Raw genomic sequence first — 23,640 nt, forward strand, 5'->3', positions numbered from 1 at the left:
TTTCGTCGCTCCCGCGAAGTCGGGAGTCCATATGCGCCAACGTCGCGAATCAGCAAGAAACCTTGGCGGCAATGGATTCCCGCCTGCGCGGGAATGACAAATAGCAGAGGAGCGCGTCGCATACGGATCGGCTGCGTATGCGGACACCCCCCTCCACCATGCTGCGCATGGTCCCCCTCCCCGTGCCGGGGAGGATTTTACTTGCAGCTCACCGTCACGTCGGCCGTGGTGCCCAGCGCCACGCGCGCGACGCTGACCGTCAGCTTGCCGTCGGTCGACAGGGCGAAGGGCGTATCGACCTTGGCCATGTTCACATTGCCGCCGAAGCATTTGAGCGGGACGCCCAGCGTCTTCCACTGGCCGACCGGCAGCTTCTCCATCCGCCCGAGCGCGACCTGTCCGCCGCCGGGACCGCTGCGCAGCGACAGCGTGACCGGCATGGTCGGGGCGGCGTCGACGCGCATCGTCGATACCAGCATCACGTCGCCATTGGTCTGCCGCGTCAGGTCGACCGGCGACTGGGTGCTCAGCACGATCTGTGCCGGGCCGCTGCCGTCGATCTCGAATCGGCGCGCGCCTTCCTGTACGCCGTGGTCGGTCGCGGTAACCTTGACCCGGCCCGCGCCCGATTGCGCGGGCACGGTGGTGATGCGGGTGTTGCCGCCGGTGCCGGCACCGCCGACCTCCAGCGACCATGCGGTCGCGGGCAGCCCCTTGTCCATGAACACGTCACCGGCATCGGCTTCGGCGACCTTGGGGTCTTCGGAGAAGGCCGGCACCACCGTCTTGCTGGCGGCGGTCAGGCCATAGCCGATCGGGAACTGGGTCGGCCCGGTCGCATCGCCGGTCGCGGGCCATGGGAAGGACAGCGTGCCCGAGAAATCGCGCTTCGCCTTGCCGTCCTGTCCGCGCAGCAGCACGTCGGCGACGCCCGCGCCCTCCGATCCCGGCAGCCAGCCGACGACGAAGGCGTCGGCGGCGTTGATCGCGGCGTTCACGAACAGCGGACGGCCGGTCAGCATCAGCGCGACGACGGGAATCCCCTGCGCCTTCAGCTTCTTCATCGTCTCGATGGGGCCACGCAGTTCGGGGCGCAGCTGGAGCGTCTTCATGTCGCCCTGGAACTCGGCATAGGGCGTTTCGCCGAACACGACGATCGCCGCATCGGGCTTCTTGCCCGAGAAGCTGCCATCGGCCGACAGCGTCGCCGAGCCACCGGCCGCCTTTGCCGCCGTATCGATCCCCTGCCAGATCGTGGTCGCACCGGGGAAATATTTCGGATCGATCCCCGTCCCCTGCCATGTCAGCGTCCAGCCGCCCGACTGACGCGCGACGTCGTTCGCCCCGTCACCGGCGACCAGCACCCGCGCGCCCGCCTTGATCGGCAGCAGCGAACCATTGTTCTTGAGCAGAACCAGCGACTTCGCCACTGCCTCGCGCGCGACCGCACGGTGTTCGGGACTGCCGAGCAGCTCGAACTTGCCCGACAACGGCCGCGACGACGGCTTGCCCGCATCGAACAGGCCGGCGCGCAGCTTCACGCGCAGGATGTTCGATACCGCGTCGTCGAGGCGCGCCATCGGCACTTCGCCCGACTTGACCTGCTTGACGAGGTTTTCCCAGATCGGCTTCCAGCTGTCGGGCGCCATATACATGTCGAGCCCGGCGTTGATCGCGCGCGGGCACGACGCGTTGGTGCAGCCCGCGACCTGACCGTGTGCGTTCCAGTCGCTGACGATGAAGCCGCCAAAGCCCATGCGCTTCTTGAGGACATCGGTCATCAGGCCCTTGTGCCCGGTGATCTTCTCGCCGTTCCAGCTACTGAAGCTGGCCATGACCGTCTGCACGCCCGCGTTGATCGCGGAGACATAGGGCGTGCCGTGAATGTCGCGCAGCGTGGTTTCGGGAATCCTGGCATCGCCCTGATCCTGCCCGCCAAAGGTACCGCCATCGGCAAGGAAATGCTTGGTCGAGGCGAGGACGTACGGCCCCTTGAGCTGATTGATCGAACCGGGTGCGCCCTGCAGCCCCTCGATGAACTGCGTGACGTAGCTGGCGACCAGCTTCGGATCGGACGAATAGCCTTCGTAGGCGCGGCCCCAGCGCAGGTCCTGCGGCACGGTGATCGTCGGTGCGAAGGTCCATTCGATGCCGGTCGCGCGGATTTCGGCCGCCGTCGCCTGCGCGATCTTCCGCATCAGCGCCGGGTCGTGCATCGCGCCCAGACCGACATTGTGCGGGAACAGCGTCGCGCCGACGATATTGCTGTGGCCATGCACCGCATCGGTGCCCCAGATGACGGGAATGCCGACGCCGCCGTCGCTCTTGTCGACTGAGGCTTCGTAGAAACGGTCGGCGAGCTTCAGCCATTCGGAGGCAGGCGCGAATTCGTCGTTGTTCGGCGCGGAGTTGCCGCCGTTCAGCACCGAGCCGAGATGATACCGCTTCACGTCGGCGGGCGTCAGGCTGGCGATATCGCCCTGCACGACCTGTCCGACCTTTTCCTCGACCGTCATCTTCTTCAGCAGGTCGGCGATGCGCTTCTCCAGCGCCGGATCGACCTTGTACGGCCAGTTGGCGCGCGGCCAGATGTCGGGATGCACGGTCGCGGCGGGGGCCGGTGCCGGCACAGTCTGCGCGGCGGCAGGCAACACCCCGCCGAACCCGGCGAGCATCGTGCACAACAGAAATTGAGGAACCGGTTTCATTACGTCGCTCTCCCTTTGCCCGCGATCTGGCCGCGCGCATCCCTTTGCCGCCCCGTTCGCCAATTCCGACAACGTTGTCAATCGTCGGACCGGCGTTTCGACAATACGGTTTACAATTGAACTGGTCTGTCCACTGGTCCACGCTGTCACAAAACAACGAACGGCGATGCCGTGACCGGGAGACGAAGTTTGCCATTCCCCGTAGCCGCCCGGGACGTCCGGACGTGATCGATCGTACGCCGATTCGACTGTCGGGGACCAACCTCGAACGTGCCGCCGATCATAACCAGCGGGTCACGCTGCATGCGATCCGGGTGTCGGGGTCGCTGACGCGGATCGACCTGGCCAACATCACCGGGCTGACCCCGCCCGCGATCGCCAACATCACCCGCCGGCTGCTGAGCGAAGGATTGATCCTCGAAGCGGGGCAGCGACGCGGCGGGCGCGGGCAGCCGCCGACCAAGCTGGTGGTCAATCCCGCCGCCTGCTACGCGATCGGCATCAACATCGACCGCGATCATGTGACGATCGTGCTGGTCGACTTTACCGGACAGACGCTGGCGCGCGCCACCCGCGACGTCGATTTCGCGCTGCCAGACGAGGTTGCCGGTTTCTATCGCTCGGCGGTGGAGGGGTTGATCGCCGAAGCCGGGGTCGACGCCAATCGGATTGTCGGCATCGGCGTGGCGCGGCCCGACGATCTCGGCACCGTCGACCTGCCCGGCCGCCCGGCAAGCTATGCCGAATGGGAAAGGGTCGACATGGCCGCGTTGTTCGCCGCGCCGATCGACTTGCCGGTGTTCGTCGAAAACGACGCGGCGGCGGCGGCGATGGGCGAGTTGCAGTTGGGCCATGGCCAGCATCAGGCGAGCTTCTTCTACGTCCTGATCTCGGCGGCACTCGGCGGCGGGCTGGTGATCGATGGCAGCTATTTCCGTGGTGCCAAGGGGCGATCGGGCGAACTCGGCTTTTTGATGGGGAGCGACGGCAAGGGCGGGCGCACCCAGATCCAGCATAGCGTGTCGCTGTCGGGCCTGTTGCATCCGTTGCGGCGGGCGGGGTTCACGCTGGGCGACATCCGGGGCGAGCGCGGCGACGATGCCACGTTGTTGGCGGTGGTGGATGACTGGATCGATGCGTCGGTCGACCGGCTGGTCGAGCCGCTGATCGCGATCAACTGCCTGATCAATCCGGCGGCGATCTTCGTCGGCGGGCGGCTGCCGGGGCAGCATGTCGAAACGCTGGCCGAGCGGCTGAACGAACGGTTGCGGGTCGATGCGACGAACGTCCCCGCACTGGCCCCGGTGCGCCGGGCGATGCTGGCCGAGGATGCGCCGGCGGTGGGCGCGGCGATCCTGCCGTTCAGCCATTTCCTGTTGCCGAGCGCGACGGCGCTGTGGAAGGCGGACGAGGTCGGGTAGTCGCTGCCCTTACGGCTTCGCGAAATCGAGGAGCCGACGTAGCGAGCGGTAAGAGGTCGAGGATTTCGGTTCGAACACCGCATCGAGATTTGCCAGCCGCCGGCGGGCCTGGTCGACAAAATCCATTTTGGTATCGGCGGCGGGCGTACCGTCGGTCGCGATCAGTTCGCGCCGAAACCGGTGGAGCGTGTGAATGTCGATCACGCCGTCACCGAACAGGCGGAAGCCGTACTCGGCCATTTCGCGCGGCGTCAGATTACGGATATCGGGCGGGGGCACGATCGACGCCGGTTGCGCGGCATTGCCCTTGAACTGCGCTGCGAAGGCGAGTTCGAACCGTCCGCCGGCACCGGCATCGACCGTGCCGCCCACCTTCGCCTGTACCGTATCGATCCGCATCGCCGACTCCGTTCTCGACCCGGTTTTGGCATGGCGGACCTTGACGCCCGGTTAGCGGGCGGCGGAATTTATACGAAATCCGGCGTGCCACGATGTAACGGTACGGCCTGCCCCATTACCTTAAACAAACCGATTTTCTCATTTGCGCTTTCGTCCGAATCCCTGCAACGTTACGCCGGGGTTTACCTGTGACAGGGTTTTCGGGGATGAACATGGTTATCGATTCACTGGCGGTGCGCGATCGGGGCGAGTTGCCCTTCGCCGGGATCGAACTGGGCGGCACGAAATGCGTCTGCACGCTGGCATACGGGCCAGACCGGATATTGGCGCAGGAAACGGTCCCGACCGAACATCCCGACGTTACCCTGCCCGCCATTGCCGCCGTGTTGCAGCGTTGGTGGGACACGACCGGCTTCGCCGCCCTGGGCATTGCCAGCTTCGGCCCGGTCGATCTCGACCCCGCCTCGGCCACCTGGGGCCATATCCTTGCCACGACCAAGCCCGACTGGCCGATGACCGACGTCGCCGGCACGCTGTCGGCGATGTTCGACGTGCCCAGCGCGTTCGATACCGACGTCAACGGCGCGGCCTTTGCCGAAACGCGATGGGGCTGTGCGCAGGGGCTGGACGACTTCGCCTATGTGACGATCGGCACCGGCGTCGGCGTGGGGCTGCTGGTCAATGGCCAGCCGACGCGCGGCATCGGCCATGCCGAGATCGGCCATCTGCGCACGCCACGCCTGCCCGGCGACACCTTGCCCAGCGGCTGCCCGTTTCATGACGATTGCGTCGAGGGGCTGGCGTCGGGAACGGGGATCAAGGCTGCGCTGGGCGATGTCCATGTGTCGACGCTGTCGGCCGACCATCCGGTGTGGGACCGCGCCGCCGCGTCGATCGTGGCGATGTGCCATGCGATGGTGTGCACCACCGGCCCGAGGCGGATCGCGATCGGTGGCGGCGTGATGAACAAGCAGCCGCACCTGCTGGCGCGGATCGAACCGGCGCTGCGGGCCAGCATCAACGGGTATCTGCCGCTGCCGGAACGCGACTATGTCGTCGCACCGGCGCTCGGCGATCAGGCAGGGCCGCTGGGATCGATCGCGCTGGCGCAGAACGCGTTGCAGGCCCGCGTCGCGGCGTAAGCGTCCGTTCGGAAACGCGTCGAAGGGCGCATTACCGTGCGGTGCCGGCCCGAAGAACGCGCGTTTTGAAACTGCTTCATAGCGCCGCTTACTTCGCGACCGACACCCGGTTGCCGGCCCCGGCGACGTTGATCCGCGCCTTGCTGCCATCGGCGGTGCGGTAGGTTACCGTGTTGCTCGCGCCGGATATGCGGATGCTGCCCTTGGGTGCCAGATCGGCCTGCACGCGGTTGCTCGCCCCCTCGATCACCAGCGCCGAGCAGCGCCCGGTCACGCGGATGGTGTTGCCGGCCCCCTGGATGGTCGCGGTGCCGCCGTCGCAGTCGAGTTCCTGCGTCGCGCCGGCCCCTTCGTAGCGCGCCTGTGCCGACAACGATGCCGGCAGCACGAGCGCGGACAGGATCAGCGTGGCTTGGACGACGGTCATCTGGTCTCTCCCGTTCGGTTCTGTCCAGCGAGCCTAGTCGAAGCGACGGCCCGATACCAAGCCGCCGCTGCGCCGATCAGTGCAGGCTCTTCGCCGAAGCGATATTGCGCGTCGCGGTGCGGCCGGCGGCGATGGCGAAGCCGCACAGCGCGGCATAGCACAGCGCGGGCACGAGGAACGCCGGACCATGGCCGACCGCGCCCGACACCAGACCGACGACCGGCGGGATCACCGCCCCGCCGAAGATCGCGGTGCACAACAGCCCCGATGTCGCTGCTTCGCTGGCGGTCGAGCGTTCGAGGGTCAGGGTGAAGATGACCGGGAACATGATCGAGTTGAACAGGCCCATCGACAGCGCGACGAACCCGGCGGTCACCCCGCCGACCGCCGCGACATAGCAGCACATGCCGACGGCAATGGCGGTGAACAGCGCCATCAGCTTCCACGCCTTCACCTTCGACAGCAGCACCGATCCGATCGCGCGACCGACCATCGCGCCACCCCAGTAGAAGGCGACGGCCTTGCCCGCTTCCTGCAACGACACGCCGGGCACCCCGTCGCTGCCCATCGCAAAGCCCAGCAGCGGCACGCCGAACGGCGCGTTCGACGCGCCCCATACAGTGTCGGCGTTCAGGAAGAGCGCCATCTGCGTACCGATCGCGACTTCGGCACCGACATACAGGAAGATCGCGCTTGCCCCCAGCAGTGCCCAGCGCGACGAAAACGCATCGCGCAGCAGCGCGGCGGGCGACGGCGTATCGGCCGGGGTTTCGGGCACGGCGGCCGACACGACCTTGCGGCTGAGGAAGAAGAACACCGCCAGCGCCGCGATCAGTCCGGCGATCCAGAAATAGGCGCGGTCGATCCCAGCCAACGCGCCGGCGCGCACCGCTTGCGTCAACACCGTGCCGTCCTTCACCTCGACCCCGTCGAGGAACAGGCTGGCCCCGAGCAGCGGCCCGAGGAACGTGCCGAACGAATTGAACGTCTGGCTGAGCGTCAGGCGGAAATGGCTGAGCTTCGGGTCGCCCAGCGCGGCGGCCAGCGGGTTGGCCGCGACCTGCAACACGGTGATGCCGGCGGCGAGAATGAACAGGCCGAGCAGGACCAGCGGGAATACGGCGAGGTTCGCCGCGACCAGCATCGTCAGGCAGCCGACGACCATCGTCACCAGCGCGAACAGGATCGAGGGAACCGCCTTCAACCGGCCGAGCAGGATCGCGGCGGGCATCGAGATGAGGCCATAGGCGAGGAAAAAGGCCGATGCCGCCAGCTGCGCCTCGAAATCGGTCAGCGTAAAGATACCCTTCACCGCCGCGACCAGCGGATCGATCAGCGAGGTGATGAAGCCCCAGGCGAAAAACAGGGTGGTGACGGCGGCGAATGCCAGCCCGGTGGTGGCGGATCCCGCCTGTTTGTCAGCCAAAGCGGCGCTCCCCTTAGTCGGACTAATTCGACTATTTGCTTATGATATTCACAGCGCTCGCCGAGGGCGGGGGGAATGTCAAGCAGGGGGACGGTCGCGATGTGCCAGTCCCGGACCACGTTCCCCTCGTCACCCCGGACTTGGGCCAGGCTCCTGCCAAAGTCCCGAACGGAGCCAAGCCGAGCCGTACCCCGGCGAAGGCCGGGGTCCAGTTGGGAAGGTTCTCGCGCAGCTTGCCAACTGGACCCTGACCTTCGCGAAACCCCGGCGAAACCACTGATTCCTGTCCCTTGCCGTACCCCCGCGCAGGCGGGGGTCCAGGATTCCGAGCGCAAGCCGTTGTTCTGCTTGGCTCTGGACCCCCGCCTGTGCGGGGGTACGGCGAGTTTTTGACGAAGCTTGCGGCTTTCGCAGCGGTCTCCAGTAAATCCGGGGTGACGGTGAAGTGCTACCCGAGCATCGCCAGCATCTGCGCCGCGAGTTCGGACAGCGTGTCGTCGCGCGCGCCCATGACCACGATCCGGTCGCCTTCGCGCGCCTGCGCCACCAGATGCGCCGCCGCCGCCGCTCGGTCGGGGATGTGGCGGGCGGGCGCTCCCTGTATGCTCAGATCGTTGACGATGTCGACGCTGGTGACCTCGCGCGTGACCGTGCCGCCGCGATAGACCGGATCGGGCAGCACCAGCAGGTCGTCGGGGGTCAGCGCGCCGGCGAACATCGTCACCAGCTCGCGGCGCATGACCTTGAGCGGACCATAGCCATGCGGCTGGAACAACAGCAGCAACCGTCCCGGCTGGGTGCGAAGCGTGGCGATGGTCGCGGAGATCTTGTCGGGATTATGCCCGAAATCGTCGATCACGCCAACGCCACGCGCCGTCCCGACCAGCTCGAAGCGGCGCTTGAGCCCGGAGAAGCCGGCAATCGCCGCGACCGCATCGGCGATCGGCACCCCGGCGGCGACGACCGCGCCGATCGCGGCCAGCGCGTTGGCGATATTGTGCCGCCCCGGCACCGCGAGGCGGACGGCGTGGAACACCCCATCCGCCACCAGCTCGAACCGGCTGGCAAAGGGTTCGAGCACCAGCGCGCGCGCGACCAGATCGGCATCACCCTCGACCGAAAAGGTCGTGCGCCTGGTCGCCGGGACCGCCGCCGCCAGCGCCGCCGCCTCGCCATCGCCGACATTGACGACGACATGGCCCGCGCGGTCGGCGAACCCGCCGAACAGCGCGCGCAGTTCCTCCAGCGTCTTGTGGTCGAGGCTGACGTTGTTCAGCACCGCGACCTGCGGACGGTAGAAGGCGATCGATCCGTCGCTCTCGTCGACTTCGCTGACAAACGCATCGCCCTGCCCGACCAGCGCGCTGGCGAAGGGGCGGTCGGAGCGCACGAAATCCTTCATCACCGCGCCGTTCATGACCGTCGGATCGCGGCCGAGCGCGTGGAGCAGATAGCCGATCATGCCGGTGACGGTCGACTTGCCGCTGGTCCCCGCGATCCCGATCGACAGCGGTGCTGCATTGAACAGGTCGGCGAGCAGTTCGGCGCGGCCCATCCGCTTGGCCCCGACCGCGTCCGCTGCGACGATATCGGCGACGGTCGACTCGATCGCGGCCGACGCGACGACGATCTGGTCGGCCGACACGACTCCGCTGCCATCTTGGCGGTAGAGCGCGATGCCGGCGGCGCGCAGCGCGTCGAACTTGGCGGGCAGGCTCGCCTGATCGAGCGAGCGGTCCGATCCGGCCACGGTCGCGCCGCGCCCGGCAAGGATCATGGCGAGCGGCAACATGCCCGAACCGCCGATCCCGACGAGGAAGAAGGATTTGCCGTACAGCATCGCGCGGGGCTATCGACCTTGACCTTCAGAGGCAAGCGGGGTTGCGGGATGCGGATCGGCGTAGTGGCACCGGCGCGGCGGGTGGATGAGGAACAGATGGCCCGGACGCAGGGCTATGCAGCGCTCACCTACCCTTCCGTCGATCTGGTCGTGCATCCGCAATGCTTCCTCGACGCCGGCCATTTCGCCGGCACCGACGAACAGCGCGCCGCAGCCTTCCTCGAATTCGCCAATGATCCCGCGTTCGATGCGATCTGGTTCGCGCGCGGTGGCTATGGTTCGAACCGCATCCTCGACATGGTGATGCCGCAGCTGAACCGCGCGGCGGCGGCGAAGAGCTATGTCGGTTTTTCCGACATGGGGTTTTTGCTGGGCGCACTCTATGCCCGGCGGATCGGGCGGCCGGTACACGGACCGATGGCGGCGCAGGTCGGCAAGGCCGGCGGCACCAACAGCGCGGCACGATCGCTGGCATGGCTGATCGATGGCGACCGGGCGATGCTGGCCCCCGAGCTCGACGGACGGCCAACCGTCGCCTTCAACCTCGTCATCCTCTGCGCGCTCATCGGTACGCCGTGGCTGCCCGACCTGACCGACCATGTCGTCATCGTCGAGGAAGTGGGCGAGGATCTGTACCGCATCGACCGCCTGTTATGGCAGCTGAGCGAGGCAACGCAGCTGAAGGGGATTGCCGGCATCCGGCTGGGCGCGGTTACCGATCGTCATCCCGACGACACCGGCTTCGGCGAAACCGAGGAAGCGATCGTCACCCGCTGGGCCGGCGCGATGGGCGTGCCGTATCTGGGGCGGGCGCATGTCGGGCATTATGCGGAGAATAGGGTAGTACCGTTCGGGGTGGTTTGAGCGTTACCAATTCGTCGGTTTATAGATTGTGTCGGTCAGCGTGATTACCGGATCGTTCAACTGCGAGCTGGCCAGTAGATGCTGACGCGGATCGATCTTGAAATCGGCCAGCGCCTTCAGTTCGACGCTACCCTTTGGCCGTGGCGGCACGAGGCCGATGACCGTACCGCAATCTTGCTTCGCCATGCGGATCGGGGTCAGCAGATCGGAATCGTTCGACACGATCACCGCGCAGTCGCAATGCCCGCGATAGGCATCGCGCAACAGATGCGCGGCAAGGTTGACGTCCGAACCCTTTTCTTCGCTCTTGTATGTCCATGTCTTCACCGGCTGTCCCGCCGGGTCGAGCTTGATGACCGGCTGCCCGCGGGATCGCAGATAGCGACCCGTCACCGGATCGGTTTCCACGACGACCTGGCTGACCACCGAACTCATGAACGTGCCGAGATGTACCTCGACCCGGGCAAGGGAGCGAAGCGCCTGAAGATAGGCGAACTGGCGGGTCGGCTGGTCGGGATCCTGCGGCCGAGCGTCGACCTGCGCCGTGAAGTAGTGGATTTTCGTGACGGCGTTGCGCGGCAGGAGTTGGTCGCACCAGCGTTCGAGATCCAGCCATTTGTACGGCGTGCCTTTCAGCAAGCCGTAATAGAGGTTGAACCCGTCAATATAGACATGGGTGTTCACGGCGTCCGACCCACAAAGAGCAACGGCGGGCTTTTTGGCCCGCCGTGCGCCCGACAGCCGAAGCCGATCGGGGGAGTTATGTTTTTATGTATGACAACAAAACATGCTTGGCAAGATGCTCTTACTCCCCGAACGTCTTCGGCGCGGGGCTGACCGTCACCGCGCCGCCCGTCCGCACCTCCTGCACCTCCAGCGCGCGTTCGGCGATGCCGTCGCGGCCGAAGCGGAAGGCACCGTCGAGGCCGGCGAACCCGTCGCCGCCGCGCAGGCGGCTTTCGGGGAAGTCGCGGCCGATCGGCCAATCGCGGGCGATGCGGACCGTCAGCAGCACCGAATCATAGCCGAGACTCGACAGGCGATAGGGTGCGGCGTTGAACCGGGCGCGATATTTGGTCGCGAACTGGCGATAGAGCGCGTTCGACACGCTGGCATACCATGCACCGTTCAGCGCCGGCATCGACCCCAGCCCCGTTTCGGTATTCCATAATTCGGTGCCGAGCACCTTCGCGCCGCGGCTGGGCGACTTGCGGATCGCGGGCACCGCCAGCGCCGCCGTGCCCGCCTGATCGGCGATCAGCACCGCTTCATAGGGTGAGGTGCGCGACAGGCGGGTGACGGCGGCGGCGACCTGTCCGCTGCCGCGATCATAGGTCTGGATCGACACGACCTGTCCCCCGGCCTGTTCGACCGCGCGCAGGAAACTGGTCGAGGCGCGCTGGCCATAGACGCCCGCCGGCACCAGCCCGGCAAAACGGCTGATCCCGCTGGTCCGCGCAAAGCCGACCACACGCTCGATCGATTGCGCCGGGGAATAGCCGAGCAGATAGGCCCCGTTGCCGGCGACCGACACGTCGTTCGAATAGCTGATGACCGGCACCTTCGCGCCGCGCGCGATCGGTGCGACCGCACGGACATCCTCGGCCAGCAGTGGGCCGAGGATCAGGCGGTTACCCTCCGCGATCGCGCGCTGCGCGGCGGCGGCGGCACCGGTGGCGGTGTCATAGGTGGTGATCCGCACACGTTCGCTGCGCGTGTCGAGCAGCGCCAGCTGCGTCGCATTGGCGATCGACCGCCCGACCCCGCCATTGGGGCCGGTCATCGGCACCAGCAGCGCGACGCGGTGGCGCTGCGTATCGGTCGGGATGCCGCCGGTCACCGGATCGGGGCGAGTCGGCTGCGGACGGGTCGGTACGGGCGGGGCCTGTTCGACCGGCCCCTTGGGCACCAGCGTGCTGCACCCCGCCAACAATGCCGCCGCCAACACCGCCGTGGCGCGCGCGAAATGGTGCCGCCATTGCCGGGGCGCTATCGTGTCTGCCATGGACCTATCCCTGATGACCGAAAAACTTTCCCCCGGGCTGTACATCGTCGCGACCCCGATCGGCAATCTCGCAGACCTAAGTCCGCGCGCCGCCGATATTTTATCCCGCGCGGACATTATCGCGGTGGAGGACAGCCGGGTGACCGCCGGGCTGCTGCGCCATATCGGCGTCAAGCGGCCGATGATCCCGTATCACGATCATAATGCCGAAGGGATGCGTCCCGGCCTGATCGCGCGCATGGCGTCCGAAGCGGTGGCGCTGGTGTCGGACGCGGGCACGCCGCTGATCTCCGATCCGGGGTACAAGCTGGTGCGCGATGCGCGGGCGGCGGGACATGCGGTGGTAACGATCCCCGGCCCCTGTGCGGCGGTGGCCGCGCTGACGCTGGCCGGGCTGCCGACCGACCGGTTCCTGTTCGCGGGCTTCCTGCCGCCCAAGGCGCATGCCCGTGCCGAATCGATCGCCGAGATCGCGGGCGTGCGGGCGACGCTGGTCCTGTACGAAAGCGGCCCGCGCCTGTCGGCGACGCTGGCGGCGCTGGCGGAAGGGTTGGGCGACCGCGACGCGGGCGTGGCGCGCGAGATTACCAAGAAGTTCGAGGAATGCGTGACCGGCACGCTGTCGACGCTCGCCGCGCGCTATGCCGAGGCACCGCCAAGGGGCGAAATCGTGATCGTCGTCGCCCCGCCCGGCGCCCCCCCGCCCGCGACCGAGGCGGACGCCGATACGGCGCTGCGCGAGGCACTGACCCGGCTACCCGCGTCGAAGGCCGCCGGGGAGGTCGCCAAGGCGCTGGGGCTCGACCGGCGCGAACTATATGCGCGGGCGATGGCGTTGAAGGCGGAGTAGCTCAGGCGGCGATGTTGCCGTAACTCTGCGTCTGGATCGGGCGGACGGCGGCGTTGATCGGCAGGGTATCGCCGCAACAGGCGCATTCGGCGATGATCCGTCCGACGAACCATTGCGAAGCGCCGCAGGTCGGGCAGCTGTTGCGCCCGTGCAATGCGTATAGCGGTACGCGGGTATGGAATAGGACGGATCGTTCCACGGCTTTCTCCCTGTTGAAAAGGGAACGCCACCACCGCAACGCGGTTCCGTGCCAAAGGGGTTGGAAAATCGAGGAAGCCACCAAAGGTTCCGGGGAATGTGCCACGGTCGGACAGGTTGACGAACCGGTCCGCCGCAATCCCGGTTACGCCGGGGTGCGTTCGTTCAGCAGCCCGTGCGCGTCAAGCCCCAGCAACGCGATATGCGCGCGGATGCGCGGCCAATGCCCGGTCAGGAATCGTTCGCGCTCGGCAATGCGCAACCGCTCGACCGCGCCGGGCAGCACGAACATGCCGACGCCGCGCCGTACCTCGACATAGCCGTCGTCCTGAAACGTCTGATACGCTTTGGCCACCGTCAGCGGATTCGCACCGTGTTCGGCAGCGAACGCCCGGACCGAGGGCAGCTGGTCCCCCGCCCGATACTCGCCCCGCAGGATCGCCGCCGCGATCAGTGCCCGCAGACGAAGGTAGACGGGCGTGTCCTCATGGTCGATCGCTGTCATGCTGACTTAATACAGCAACGGCCAGGAAAGTCCACCGTTCACCCGGCCCAAACCGTACGAACGCGCGCCGGATCGGGACGTGGCCGTTCGTCGAGCGGACGGCCCGGCGAGCCGATATAGACGAAGCCGGCAATGGTTTCGTGCGGGGAGCCGAACGCGTCGCGGACCTGCGGGCTATACGCCGCCCAGCCGGTCAGCCAGCTGGCGACATAGCCCATTGCGTGCGCGGCATGGAGCAGGTTCATCGTCGCCGCCCCGGTCGACATCGTCTGCTCCCACCGCGGAATATGGCTTTCGACCGGCGACGACAGGACGACGATCAGCGCCTGCCCCTCGTGCGCGAACCGGTCGCACGCCTCCAGCTGTGCTGCCGTCGCCTGTTCCTGTTCGTCGGCATAGGCCTTGCGGAGCAACGCCGCGAACGCCGCGCGGCGATCCTGCGGGATCACCACGAACCGCCACGGTGCCAGCTTGCCATGGTCGGGCGTCCGTGCGGCGATGGCGATCATCTGGTCGATCTCGGCATCGCTCGGCCCCGGCGCGACCATGTCGCGCGGCTTGCCCGAACGGCGGGTTTGCAAATGGCTGAGCAGCGTGGATCGGTCGTTGAAGGTCATGGCCGGCACGTAGGGTCCCGCCCCCGTCCGCACAATGCGCTTGGCATTGCCGTTTCTTGCGTTACGAATTGACGACAGGAGACGGTCGCACGGCGGCCCGGTCAAGATACCCCAGGACAAGGGACAACAGCGTGCCTGAATTCAAGGCTTTTGCACTATGGAACGAGGCCGACTGGATCGCGGCGATCGCGACGGTCATCCTTGCCGCGTTCCTTGCCGGCGGGTTGGCGGTGGGAATGAGCCGCAAACCCGAATTCGCCGGCCATCCGCGCGGTCTCTACATGCTGTTCTTCGCCGAGATGTGGGAGCGTTTTTCCTATTACGGGATGCGCGCGATCCTGATCTTCTACCTGACGCAGCACTGGCTGTTCAGCGATGGCAAGGCGAACCTGATCTATGGCGGCTATACCGCGCTAGTCTATATCACGCCGGTGCTCGGCGGCTATCTTGCCGACCGCTATCTGGGTCAGCGCAAGGCGGTGCTGTTCGGCGGCGTGCTGCTTGCTTTCGGCCATCTGTTCATGGCGTTCGAGGGGATGGAGGGCGTCACCGATGCCGCGGTCAAACAGGCCGATCCCGCGATCAACGTCTTCTGGCTGGCATTGGCGCTCATCATCGTCGGGTCGGGATTTCTGAAGGCCAATATCTCGGTGATGGTGGGCCAGCTCTACCGCATGACCGATATCCGCCGCGATTCCGCCTACACCATCTTCTATATCGGCATTAACCTCGGCGGCGCGGCCGGTTCGATCCTCGTCGGGTATCTGGGCCAGACGATCGGCTGGGCGTTCGGCTTCGGCCTTGCCGGCATCGGCATGGTCGCCGGCCTGCTGGTGTTCGTGGTCGGCAAGGGGCTGCTCGGCGGCAAGGGCGAGGCACCCGACCCGGCGGCGCTCAAGCGGAGCGTGGCCGGCATGCCGTTCGAATGGCTGCTCTACGGCACCGGCCTGCTCGCGACCCTCGTGATGTGGGGGCTGATCCAGTATCAGGACGTCATCCAGTCGCTGCTGATCGTCTCCGGCATCGGGCTGCTCGGCTATGTCCTGTTCGAAGCGTTCAAGCTCGAAACCCATGCCCGTCACCGCATGTTCGCCATCCTGTTCCTGATCGCGCTCAACCCGATCTTCTGGGGTCTGTTCGAACAGGCCGGCGGCAGCTTCAACCTGTACACCGATCGCTTCGTCGATCGCGGCGGGGTGCCGGCGGCGTTGTTCCAGTCGATCAACTCGATCTACATCATCCTGCTCGGCGCGATCTTCGCCGGTATCTGGGCGTTCCTTGCCAAGCGGGGGCGCGAGCCGTCGGCGCCGGCCAAGTTCGCACTGGCGCTGATGCAGGTCGGCCTCGCCTTCCTCGCGTTCGTGTGGGGCGCGAACAGCGTCGGGCCGGAAGTCGCGACGCCGGTGGCGTTCGTCTTCCTGTTCTACTTCTTCCAGACCACCGGCGAGCTGTGCCTGTCGCCGGTCGGGCTGTCGGCGATGAACCGGCTGGCCCCCAAGCACCTCGCCTCGCTCATCATGGGCGCGTGGTTCTACATGACGGCGGTCGGCAATTTCGTCGCGGGCAAGATCGGCGAGGCGACCGGTGGCCATGACGGCGAAATGACCAAGGAAGGTACGCTGGCGGTCTATTCCACCATCGGCTGGTGGACGATCGGCATTGGCGTGGTCGTGCTGCTGCTGTCGCCGTTCGTGAAGCGGCTGATGCACCTCGACACGCTGACCGACGATGTCGACCACAGTCTGGCCGGACAGGCCGCGATCGGCGAGCCGAAGGCGGCAGGCGTCGACGTGTGGAAGGAACAACGCTGACCGGACCGCAACGCGGGACGCGTGCTAGCCGCGTGACATGATCCGGTATCGCGACGACATCGACGGGCTACGCGCGTTCGCGGCGTTGCTGGTCGTCGCGTTTCATTGCGGCTTTGCGAAGTTCGTGCCGGGCGGGTTCGTCGGCGTTGATATCTTCTTCGTCATCTCGGGCTATCTGATCACCGGCATCGTGCATGGCGAGGTGCAGGCCGGGCGCTTCTCGCTCTGGCAATTCTACGAACGGCGGGTGCGGCGCATCTTTCCGGCGTTGATCGCGGTCTATGTCGCGGTGCTGCTCGCGTCGTTCGTACTGCTGTTTCCCGGCGAAACGGCGCAGCAGGCGAAGAATGCCACCGCGTCGATCCTGTTCGTTTCGAACGTCTACTTCTATCTCGGCACCGACTATTTCGATTCGGCATCGCGGTTCAACGCGCTGCTCCACACCTGGTCGATCTCGGTCGAGGAGCAGTTCTACCTGTTCTTCCCGCCGTTGCTGGCGCTGGTCCATCGACGGTTCCGGGCGGCGCTGAAACCGCTGATCGCGATTCTGCTGCTGGCGTCGCTGATCCTGTCGGCATGGCGGGTGCAGCACGATGCATCGGCGGCCTTTTATCTGGTGCAGTATCGCGCATGGGAATTGATGATCGGCGCGGTGCTGGCGCTCGGCATGGTGCCGGCCGCGCGGCAGCGGTGGGTGGCGGAGGCCGGTGCGGTCGTCGGGGTCGCCCTGATCGTCGGTAGTGTCCTGCTGCTCGACCGCGACAGCCTGTTCCCCGGACTGACGGCGGCCCCGGCCTGTATCGGGGCTGCCTGCCTGATCTGGTCGGGCATGGCCGGGCGGACGCTGGTCGGTCGCGGCCTCGGCCTGCCGCCCGCGCGGTTCGTCGGCAGGATTTCCTATTCGCTCTACCTTTGGCACTGGCCGCTGTGGGTGTTGGGCGGGCAGGTGCACGAGATCAAGTCGATCAGGGGATCGGCGGCGTTCATCCTGTCGGCGTTGCTGGTCGCGGCGATTTCGTGGCGGTGGATCGAACAGCCGTTCCGGGGGCGCAATCCGGCGACGCCGCCCCGGCAGGCGGTATGGATCGGGGTCGCGGCGATGCTGACGACGCTGACGTTCGTGGTCGCGGCGCCGTTTGCGGCAGGGGCCTATTGGCAGGTGCCTGCGCAGATCGAACGCGTCGCGGATTTCGTCCGCTACCGCGCGGCACCCAATTCGCGCGCCGGGCTGTGCTTCCTGACCACGCATGACGATGTTTCAACCTTCGATCGTGGCCAATGCCTGCGCCTGTCGCCGACCAAACCCAACGTCCTGTTGCTCGGTGACAGTCATGCCGCGCATTTCTATCGCGGACTAGCGGCCCTCAACGGAATCAACGTCCTGCAGGCCAATGCGTCAGGATGCCGCCCGGTCGCCGATCCGATGGGGGAGGCGCGCTGTACCGCGCTGATGCGCTACGTCACCGACGATTTCCTGCCGAACCACCGCGTCGATACGGTAATCCTGTCGGCACTGTGGCGCGACGACGACTGGCCGGCGTTGCAACGACAGATTGCGCGGGTCCGGCGCTATGCCGACCATGTCGTCGTGTTCGGTCCCATTGCCGAATATGACCGCGCACTGCCCCGCATCCTTGCCGACGCCCTGTATCGGCGCGATCCGTCGATCGTCGACCGGCACCGTATCGCCAGCCGGCGCACGCTCGACGCAATGCTCGCGGCAAGGGTACCCGCGACCGGCGCGACCTATGTCTCGACCTATCGCGCTTTGTGCCCGAACGATCGCTGCACCTTGTGGACCGACGACGGCAACCCGATCCAGTTCGACTATGGTCACCTGACCGCGCGCGGATCGCGGCTGATGATCGACCGCGTCCGCCCGCAACTGCCCTTTGCGATGCGCTGATCCGATGGCGGGGCGAAATCCCTGTTGCACTTGGCCGAAACCACGGTATTCCGGCCGCTCCCCGAGAGGGGGCGCTTAGCTCAGTTGGTAGAGCATCTCGTTTACACCGAGAGGGTCGGCGGTTCGAGCCCGTCAGCGCCCACCAGCCCATTCGAGACGGCGGCGGATGGCCCCGGTTCGGCCCTGCAGCGGATAGCGCAATCCCGTACCGAGCGGCCGACGCAGCCCTTTTTAGCGGCGTACTGCAACCGGATTAACATATTGCGTTAACGATTGCCGCATATCGCAAAGACATGTGGAATCAAGGCAATCGGTCGCTGCTGGCGCTACAGGGTTTTGCCGTCGCAGCAGCATTCACGGCGTTCAGCCTTTGGCCGCCCGCCACCGGCGCGATGGTGCTGGTGTCGCTCGATGGTTCCGGCCGCAACGAAGTGGCGAAGATCGCATTGGCGGGCGGCGCGGCGCTGCTGCGGGCCGGCAACCTGCCCGGTTCGATGGTGGTATCCGGCAACCGGACGGACATAGCGACGCAGCTTCACGGTCGCGCGTTCCTGATCGTCGCCGCCTCCGGACTGACATGCGGGAGCGGCAGCCGTGGCAAGTAGAGCGGCCGAACCTGTGCTGCTGGCGCGGCTCAAGGCCTTTGCCCTGCACGAACCGGTCGATACCCTCAGTTCGCTCGACCGGCTGCGATACCATGGGATCCGGGCATGGGCAGTGCTTGGCTGGATATCGCTGATCCTGCTGCTGATCGGCAACGTCCTTCTGGGGGGCGGCGTAGCCACGCCGCTGTTCGTGACCGGCGTGCTGCTGAACCTCGTACCGACGGCCGCCGCCTTGCAGGGGCGCTACGACGCGCACGCTCGTGCACTGATGGGCACGTTGGCCGCGGCCATCCCGGCGATGCTCGTGTTCCTGCTGCGCGGCCATGCGTGGCAGATGGATGCGCATATGTATTTCTTCGTCGGGACGGCGGCGCTGGTCGTCCTGGCCGATTGGCGGCCGATCGCGGTGGCGACGGTGCTGACGGCGCTGCACCATGTCCTGCTCGAATGGCTGGCCCCCGAATATGTGTTCACCGGCGACGGCAATATCGGCCGCATCGCGTTTCACGTCGTCGCGGTCGGACTTCAGTTCGCGACGCTGGCGGTGCTGACGATCCAGTTGAGCCGCCTGTTCGAAACGCAGGATCGCGCGGTGCTGCGCGCGCAGGAACTGGCCGATGCCGCGGCAGAAGGGCAGCGTCGCACCGAGGACGCGATGCGCCGGACCGAGGAGGCGATGCGGATCGCACGGGCCGCCGAACGCGATGCCGCGGAGGAACGTCGCCGGCGCGAGGAACAGGCGGCACGCATCGCCGACGACCGGCACCGCGAACTCGTCGATCTGGCGCAGCAATTCGAACGATCCGTCACGACCGTCGTCCACAGCATCGGCGACACGACCATGCGGCTGGAGGGAGCCGCGGAAAAGCTGGAGGACGTGACCGGGCTGGCACGGACGGAAGCGGTGGAGGCATCCGCCGGAGCGCACCGCGCGACCGATGAGATCGTGGCGGTCGCCGCGTCGATCCGCGACCTGTCGACATCGATCTGGACGATCGCCGCCGCTGCCGAACAACAGAATGCACTGACCGGCACCGCCAGCGGCCATGCCGCGCGCAGCGTCCAGACCGTGGCGATGCTGGAGGAGCAGGCCGTCCAGATCGAAGGATTCCTGGCCGATATCCGGTCGATCGCTTCGAAGACCAACCTGCTGGCGTTGAACGCCACGATCGAGGCGGCGCGGGCCGGCGAGGCCGGTCGCGGCTTCGCCGTGGTCGCCGGCGAGGTCAAGGCACTGTCGGCCGATACGCGGCGGGCCAGCGACCGGATCAGCGTGCTGATCGGCGGCATCCGTGGTGGCATCGCCGATACCGGCGACAAGCTTCGATCGGTGCACCAGTCGATCGAGGAAGTCGCTGCCGCCGCGAGCGGGATCGCGGCCGCCGTCCGCGATCACAGCGTCACGTCGCGCGAGGTCGATGAAGGTGCCACGCGGGTGGCGACGGCAGCGGCCGATGCGGGGCACCAGATCGACAGCGTGGCGAATGCCGCCGGTGCCGCGTCATCGCTATCGGCGGCGGTTCGCGGCAGCGTCGGACAACTGGCCGGAAGCGCCGGCGACCTGCGCCGCTCGACCGACCAGTTCGTCGCCTTTCTGCGGTCCGATCAGGCCCAGCCCAGCCCCGCGCGCGCCACCGCTTCGGCATAGCCCTGCATCCCGGCGACACCGCGCGCGGTCAGCACGATGAACGCGCGGCGCTTGTCGGCGGGGTCCTCCTGCCGCGCGACCAGCCCGGCATCGGTCAGTGTCGTGATCCATCGCAGCGCCGTGGTCGGTGGTACCGCAGAAGCGATGCACAGGCTCGATACCGATACATTGCCGCCCTCCAGCCGTGCGGCGAACAGGTCGAGCAGCATGTCCCATGCCGGATCGGCGAACAGGTCGCTCGCAAAGAATTGCTCGCGCAGCCGCCGCGCCCGGATCGCACCGCGTACCGTTGCCGCCGATACGGTCGGCACCGGTCCGTCACCGGTATCGGGCGCGACGAAATCGTCGGTCCGGTCGCGCACGCCCTCCCCGGTGTCGCCGTCACGCGCGAGCTTTGCCAGCGCTTCGGCGATCCGCGCCACTTCCGCGTTCAACCGTTGCAGCCGTTCGGCGTCGCGTTCGGCTGCGTTGAAACCCGCCTTCGTCCCGCTGCCCAATACGATCGCAGCGACGCGCTCCTCGGGTCGCGCCTCGCACAACAGCGTCGCCGGACCGCCCAGCAGGTGCAGCGACACGACATCGATCGCCTCGATACCGAAACTGACCACCAGCTGTGCCCGGTCGCGTTCGGCCCGTGCTGCAAGGACCGGCAGTGCACCGTCGAGCGTCTCGACCGGGACCCCGGTCGCATCGACCAGCAACAGGTCGGCATGGGTGATGTCGTCGAGGGCGGTGGTCAGGTTTGCAAAAAAGATCGTCGCGGTGACAGCAACGCCGGCATGGCGCACCGCCGCCTGTGCATCGGCCACTGCCAGCGGATCGTCGGCGACGATCACCGCCCGCCGCGCCGCTGCCGCGAGCTGCTCGAATCCTTCGAACCCCGTCACTCTATGCCCCTTCGCTTCGGCGGCGCACATCGCGGCCGCGACCATTGCGATGGAGCAACGAATACGATCAGTCCATCGCCTTGACGATCTCCTCGACCATCTTCTTGGCATCGGCGAGCAGCATCATGGTGTTGTCGCGGTAGAAGACCTCGTTATCGACCCCGGCATAGCCGACGCCGCCCATCGACCGCTTAATGAACAGTACGGTTTTCGCCTTTTCGACGTCGAGTACCGGCATGCCGTAGATCGGGGAGGTCTTGTCGGTCTTCGCCGCCGGATTGGTGACGTCGTTGGCGCCGATGACGAAGGCGACATCGGTCTGCGCGAATTCGGAGTTGATGTCCTCGAGCTCAAACACATCGTCATAGGGCACGTTCGCTTCGGCGAGCAGGACGTTCATATGCCCCGGCATCCGCCCGGCGACCGGGTGGATCGCATATTTCACGCGGACACCGTGTTCCTTCAGCTTGTCGCCCATTTCGCGCAGCGCATGCTGTGCCTGCGCCACCGCCATGCCGTATCCGGGGACGATGATGACCTGTTCGGCCTGCTGCATCAGGAACGCCGCGTCCTCCGCCGAACCGCGCTTCCACGGCCGGTCGATCGCGCCACCGCCGGCCGCACCGCCGCTGTCGGTCGCGCCGAAGCCGCCGGCGATCACGCTGATGAAGCTGCGGTTCATCGCGCGGCACATGATGTAGGACAGGATCGCGCCCGACGACCCGACCAGCGCGCCGGTGACGATCATCGCGGTGTTGCCGAGCGTGAAGCCCATCGCCGCCGCCGCCCAGCCCGAATAGCTGTTCAGCATCGACACCACGACCGGCATGTCCGCCCCGCCGATCGGGATGATCAGCAGGAATCCGATCGCGAACGACAGGATGACGATCGCCCAGAACGGCCACGTATCCTGCGTATGCGCGAACTGCGCGACCAGCAGCAGGATGGCCGCCAGCACGCCCAGATTAATGACATGGCGACCGGGCAGCAGGATCGGCTTGCCCGACATGCTGCCGTTCAGCTTCAGGAACGCGATAACCGACCCGGAAAAGGTGATCGCGCCGATCGCGACGCCGAGGCCCATTTCGACCTTGCTCACGGGGTTGATGACTGCGAACGGCTGGCCGATCATCGGCACGACCAGCGACGAAATGCCGAACGCATCCGGATTGAGATAGGCGGCGACCCCGACCAGCACCGCCGCCAGACCGACCAGCGAGTGGAAGGCGGCGACCAGCTGCGGCATCGCGGTCATCGCGATGCGTTTGGCGGTGGTCAGGCCGATGGCCGCGCCGATGGCGATGGCCGCGAGGATTTCGCCTAACGTCGCCCAATCGGTTGTCGCACGGTCATAGATCGGAACGGTGGGGTCACCGGGACTGAGATCGATCACCGGCAAATGGGTGAAGATCGTGGTTAGCACCGCGATCCCCATGCCGACCATGCCGAGGCGATTGCCGCGCCGACTGGTCGCAGGCGACGACAGACCCCGCAACGCGAGGATGAAGCACACCCCGGCCACCAGATAAGCGAAGGCGACCCATGGATTGACCGGCGCGGCCTCGTGCATTCCGCTCACCCCTTCTTCTTGTACATGGCGAGCATCCGCTCGGTCACCGCGAACCCGCCGAAGATGTTGATGCTGGCCAGCACGACGCCCAGCAGCCCCAGCCACTTCGCACCGGGTACGCCGGCGGCGGCAGCGGCGATCAGCGCGCCGACGATGATGACCGACGAGATTGCGTTGGTCACCGCCATCAACGGCGTATGCAGCGCCGGCGTCACCGACCACACGACATAATAGCCGACGAAACAGGCGAGGACGAAGATCGACAGGATCGAGAGGAAGTCCATCGGCTACTCCGTTGGGTGGGTGCGGTAGAAATCCTCCCCGGGACGGCGAGGGGGACCAGCCGCAGGCTGGTGGAGGGGAGTGGCCACGAGCGTTGCGATCGCATCGGCCACCGTGTCGGCATCCGCCATGACCCGCCGGGCAGCAATCCGCACAACGCGATAGCCCTGTCCGCGCAGAAACCGCAGTCGGTTTTCGTCCCGATCTGGATGATCGGCACGGTTATGTACGTCGCCGTCGATTTCCACGATCAATCTGGCTTCCCGACAATAAAAGTCGACGACATAGGGTCCGACCGGATGCTGGCGGCGAAATTTTGCACCCGTTTGGCCACCACGCAGCTTCTGCCACAGCATCGCTTCGGGGTGCGAGAGGTCGCGGCGCAAGCGACGGGCGATCGTCACTTCCGGGCGTAGTGTGCGTGGAACTCCCCCTCCACCGGCTGCGCCAGTCCCCCTCCCCGTGCCGGGGAGGATAAGAGGGGCTGCCCCTCCACCACGCTTCGCGCGGTCCCCCTCCCCATGCTGCG

Annotated in this window: 22 protein-coding genes and 1 tRNA gene; 9 read left to right on the top strand and 14 right to left on the bottom strand. The window is 66.6% G+C overall.

Features of this window, described 5'->3' with window-relative positions:
- Positions 1-197: 197 nt before the first annotated feature.
- The gene (locus tag ASE91_RS06530) at positions 198-2,708 is read right to left on the bottom strand and encodes a glycoside hydrolase family 3 protein (RefSeq protein WP_082453854.1); all 2,511 of its coding nucleotides are present in this window, start codon (positions 2,706-2,708) and stop codon (positions 198-200) included.
- Between the two features lie 224 nt (positions 2,709-2,932).
- Here ASE91_RS06530 and ASE91_RS06535 point away from each other — a divergent pair, with 224 nt between their 5' ends.
- On the top strand, positions 2,933-4,129 hold the full coding sequence (locus tag ASE91_RS06535) for an ROK family transcriptional regulator (protein WP_056624050.1): 1,197 nt from the start codon (positions 2,933-2,935) through the stop codon (positions 4,127-4,129).
- A gap of 9 nt (positions 4,130-4,138) precedes the next feature.
- On the opposite strand, the gene ASE91_RS06540 is transcribed toward ASE91_RS06535, so the two are convergent.
- Positions 4,139-4,528 carry a hypothetical protein gene (locus tag ASE91_RS06540; RefSeq protein WP_056624053.1) on the bottom strand — a complete coding sequence of 130 codons (390 nt, stop codon included), beginning with the start codon at positions 4,526-4,528 and terminating at the stop codon, positions 4,139-4,141.
- Positions 4,529-4,734: 206 nt separating this feature from the next.
- Here ASE91_RS06540 and ASE91_RS06545 point away from each other — a divergent pair, with 206 nt between their 5' ends.
- Positions 4,735-5,670: an ROK family protein gene (locus ASE91_RS06545; RefSeq protein ID WP_235530362.1), complete on the top strand. Its 936-nt coding sequence runs from the start codon at positions 4,735-4,737 to the stop codon at positions 5,668-5,670.
- 88 nt (positions 5,671-5,758) lie between these two features.
- On the opposite strand, the gene ASE91_RS06550 is transcribed toward ASE91_RS06545, so the two are convergent.
- The 3 genes from ASE91_RS06550 to ASE91_RS06560 all read right to left on the bottom strand — a co-directional run bounded on the left by ASE91_RS06550 (position 5,759) and on the right by ASE91_RS06560 (position 9,363).
- Positions 5,759-6,097: a DUF3060 domain-containing protein gene (locus ASE91_RS06550; protein WP_056002422.1), complete on the bottom strand. Its 339-nt coding sequence runs from the start codon at positions 6,095-6,097 to the stop codon at positions 5,759-5,761.
- Positions 6,098-6,173: 76 nt separating this feature from the next.
- Positions 6,174-7,523 (bottom strand): MFS transporter, encoded by a 1,350-nt coding sequence (locus tag ASE91_RS06555; RefSeq protein WP_056002419.1) that lies wholly within the window; start codon positions 7,521-7,523, stop codon positions 6,174-6,176.
- 448 nt (positions 7,524-7,971) lie between these two features.
- The gene (locus ASE91_RS06560) at positions 7,972-9,363 is read right to left on the bottom strand and encodes a glutamate ligase domain-containing protein (protein ID WP_056624056.1); all 1,392 of its coding nucleotides are present in this window, start codon (positions 9,361-9,363) and stop codon (positions 7,972-7,974) included.
- Positions 9,364-9,411: 48 nt separating this feature from the next.
- Between ASE91_RS06560 and ASE91_RS06565 the strand changes: the two genes are divergently transcribed.
- Positions 9,412-10,227: an LD-carboxypeptidase gene (locus ASE91_RS06565; RefSeq protein ID WP_056624059.1), complete on the top strand. Its 816-nt coding sequence runs from the start codon at positions 9,412-9,414 to the stop codon at positions 10,225-10,227.
- Between the two features lie 3 nt (positions 10,228-10,230).
- Here the strand turns inward: ASE91_RS06565 and ASE91_RS06570 are convergent, their stop codons facing one another.
- Positions 10,231-10,911 (bottom strand): NYN domain-containing protein, encoded by a 681-nt coding sequence (locus ASE91_RS06570; protein ID WP_056624062.1) that lies wholly within the window; start codon positions 10,909-10,911, stop codon positions 10,231-10,233.
- Positions 10,912-11,032: 121 nt separating this feature from the next.
- A complete protein-coding gene (locus ASE91_RS06575; protein ID WP_056624065.1) occupies positions 11,033-12,232 on the bottom strand; it encodes a penicillin-binding protein activator in 1,200 nt (399 codons plus the stop codon).
- Between the two features lie 13 nt (positions 12,233-12,245).
- Here ASE91_RS06575 and rsmI point away from each other — a divergent pair, with 13 nt between their 5' ends.
- On the top strand, positions 12,246-13,082 hold the full coding sequence (rsmI, locus tag ASE91_RS06580; protein WP_056624133.1) for a 16S rRNA (cytidine(1402)-2'-O)-methyltransferase: 837 nt from the start codon (positions 12,246-12,248) through the stop codon (positions 13,080-13,082).
- Position 13,083: 1 nt separating this feature from the next.
- Here the strand turns inward: rsmI and ASE91_RS19245 are convergent, their stop codons facing one another.
- From ASE91_RS19245 to ASE91_RS06590, 3 genes are all read right to left on the bottom strand, one after another.
- Positions 13,084-13,281: a hypothetical protein gene (locus ASE91_RS19245; protein ID WP_156357704.1), complete on the bottom strand. Its 198-nt coding sequence runs from the start codon at positions 13,279-13,281 to the stop codon at positions 13,084-13,086.
- Between the two features lie 144 nt (positions 13,282-13,425).
- Positions 13,426-13,785: a GntR family transcriptional regulator gene (locus ASE91_RS06585; protein WP_056624068.1), complete on the bottom strand. Its 360-nt coding sequence runs from the start codon at positions 13,783-13,785 to the stop codon at positions 13,426-13,428.
- A 38-nt stretch (positions 13,786-13,823) separates the two neighbouring features.
- The gene (locus ASE91_RS06590; protein WP_056624072.1) at positions 13,824-14,402 is read right to left on the bottom strand and encodes a nitroreductase family protein; all 579 of its coding nucleotides are present in this window, start codon (positions 14,400-14,402) and stop codon (positions 13,824-13,826) included.
- A gap of 236 nt (positions 14,403-14,638) precedes the next feature.
- Here ASE91_RS06590 and ASE91_RS06595 point away from each other — a divergent pair, with 236 nt between their 5' ends.
- From ASE91_RS06595 to ASE91_RS20930, 5 genes are all read left to right on the top strand, one after another.
- Complete coding sequence (locus tag ASE91_RS06595) at positions 14,639-16,213, top strand: peptide MFS transporter (RefSeq protein ID WP_082453858.1); 1,575 nt, start codon at positions 14,639-14,641, stop codon at positions 16,211-16,213.
- Between the two features lie 37 nt (positions 16,214-16,250).
- On the top strand, positions 16,251-18,119 hold the full coding sequence (locus tag ASE91_RS06600; RefSeq protein WP_056624082.1) for an acyltransferase family protein: 1,869 nt from the start codon (positions 16,251-16,253) through the stop codon (positions 18,117-18,119).
- Between the two features lie 69 nt (positions 18,120-18,188).
- Positions 18,189-18,264, top strand: a tRNA-Val gene (locus tag ASE91_RS06605).
- A 148-nt stretch (positions 18,265-18,412) separates the two neighbouring features.
- Positions 18,413-18,724, top strand: a complete 312-nt coding sequence (locus ASE91_RS06610) for a hypothetical protein (RefSeq protein WP_056624086.1) — start codon at positions 18,413-18,415, stop codon at positions 18,722-18,724.
- The gene (locus ASE91_RS20930) at positions 18,714-20,372 is read left to right on the top strand and encodes a methyl-accepting chemotaxis protein (protein ID WP_327196765.1); all 1,659 of its coding nucleotides are present in this window, start codon (positions 18,714-18,716) and stop codon (positions 20,370-20,372) included. The genes ASE91_RS06610 and ASE91_RS20930 overlap by 11 nt, the downstream gene beginning before the upstream one ends.
- On the opposite strand, the gene ASE91_RS06620 is transcribed toward ASE91_RS20930, so the two are convergent.
- The 4 genes from ASE91_RS06620 to ASE91_RS20520 are packed head-to-tail and all read right to left on the bottom strand — an operon-like array spanning position 20,330 to position 23,497.
- Positions 20,330-21,304, bottom strand: a complete 975-nt coding sequence (locus tag ASE91_RS06620) for a winged helix DNA-binding protein (protein ID WP_056624090.1) — start codon at positions 21,302-21,304, stop codon at positions 20,330-20,332. The genes ASE91_RS20930 and ASE91_RS06620 overlap by 43 nt on opposite strands.
- A gap of 22 nt (positions 21,305-21,326) precedes the next feature.
- Positions 21,327-22,829 carry an NAD(P)(+) transhydrogenase (Re/Si-specific) subunit beta gene (locus tag ASE91_RS06625; RefSeq protein WP_056624099.1) on the bottom strand — a complete coding sequence of 501 codons (1,503 nt, stop codon included), beginning with the start codon at positions 22,827-22,829 and terminating at the stop codon, positions 21,327-21,329.
- A 5-nt stretch (positions 22,830-22,834) separates the two neighbouring features.
- Positions 22,835-23,113: an NAD(P) transhydrogenase subunit alpha gene (locus tag ASE91_RS06630; RefSeq protein ID WP_055757824.1), complete on the bottom strand. Its 279-nt coding sequence runs from the start codon at positions 23,111-23,113 to the stop codon at positions 22,835-22,837.
- A 3-nt stretch (positions 23,114-23,116) separates the two neighbouring features.
- The gene (locus tag ASE91_RS20520; RefSeq protein WP_327196766.1) at positions 23,117-23,497 is read right to left on the bottom strand and encodes an endonuclease domain-containing protein; all 381 of its coding nucleotides are present in this window, start codon (positions 23,495-23,497) and stop codon (positions 23,117-23,119) included.
- Positions 23,498-23,640: the final 143 nt, after the last annotated feature.

This window comes from Sphingomonas sp. Leaf62, assembly GCF_001421915.1.
Lineage (GTDB): Bacteria > Pseudomonadota > Alphaproteobacteria > Sphingomonadales > Sphingomonadaceae > Sphingomonas.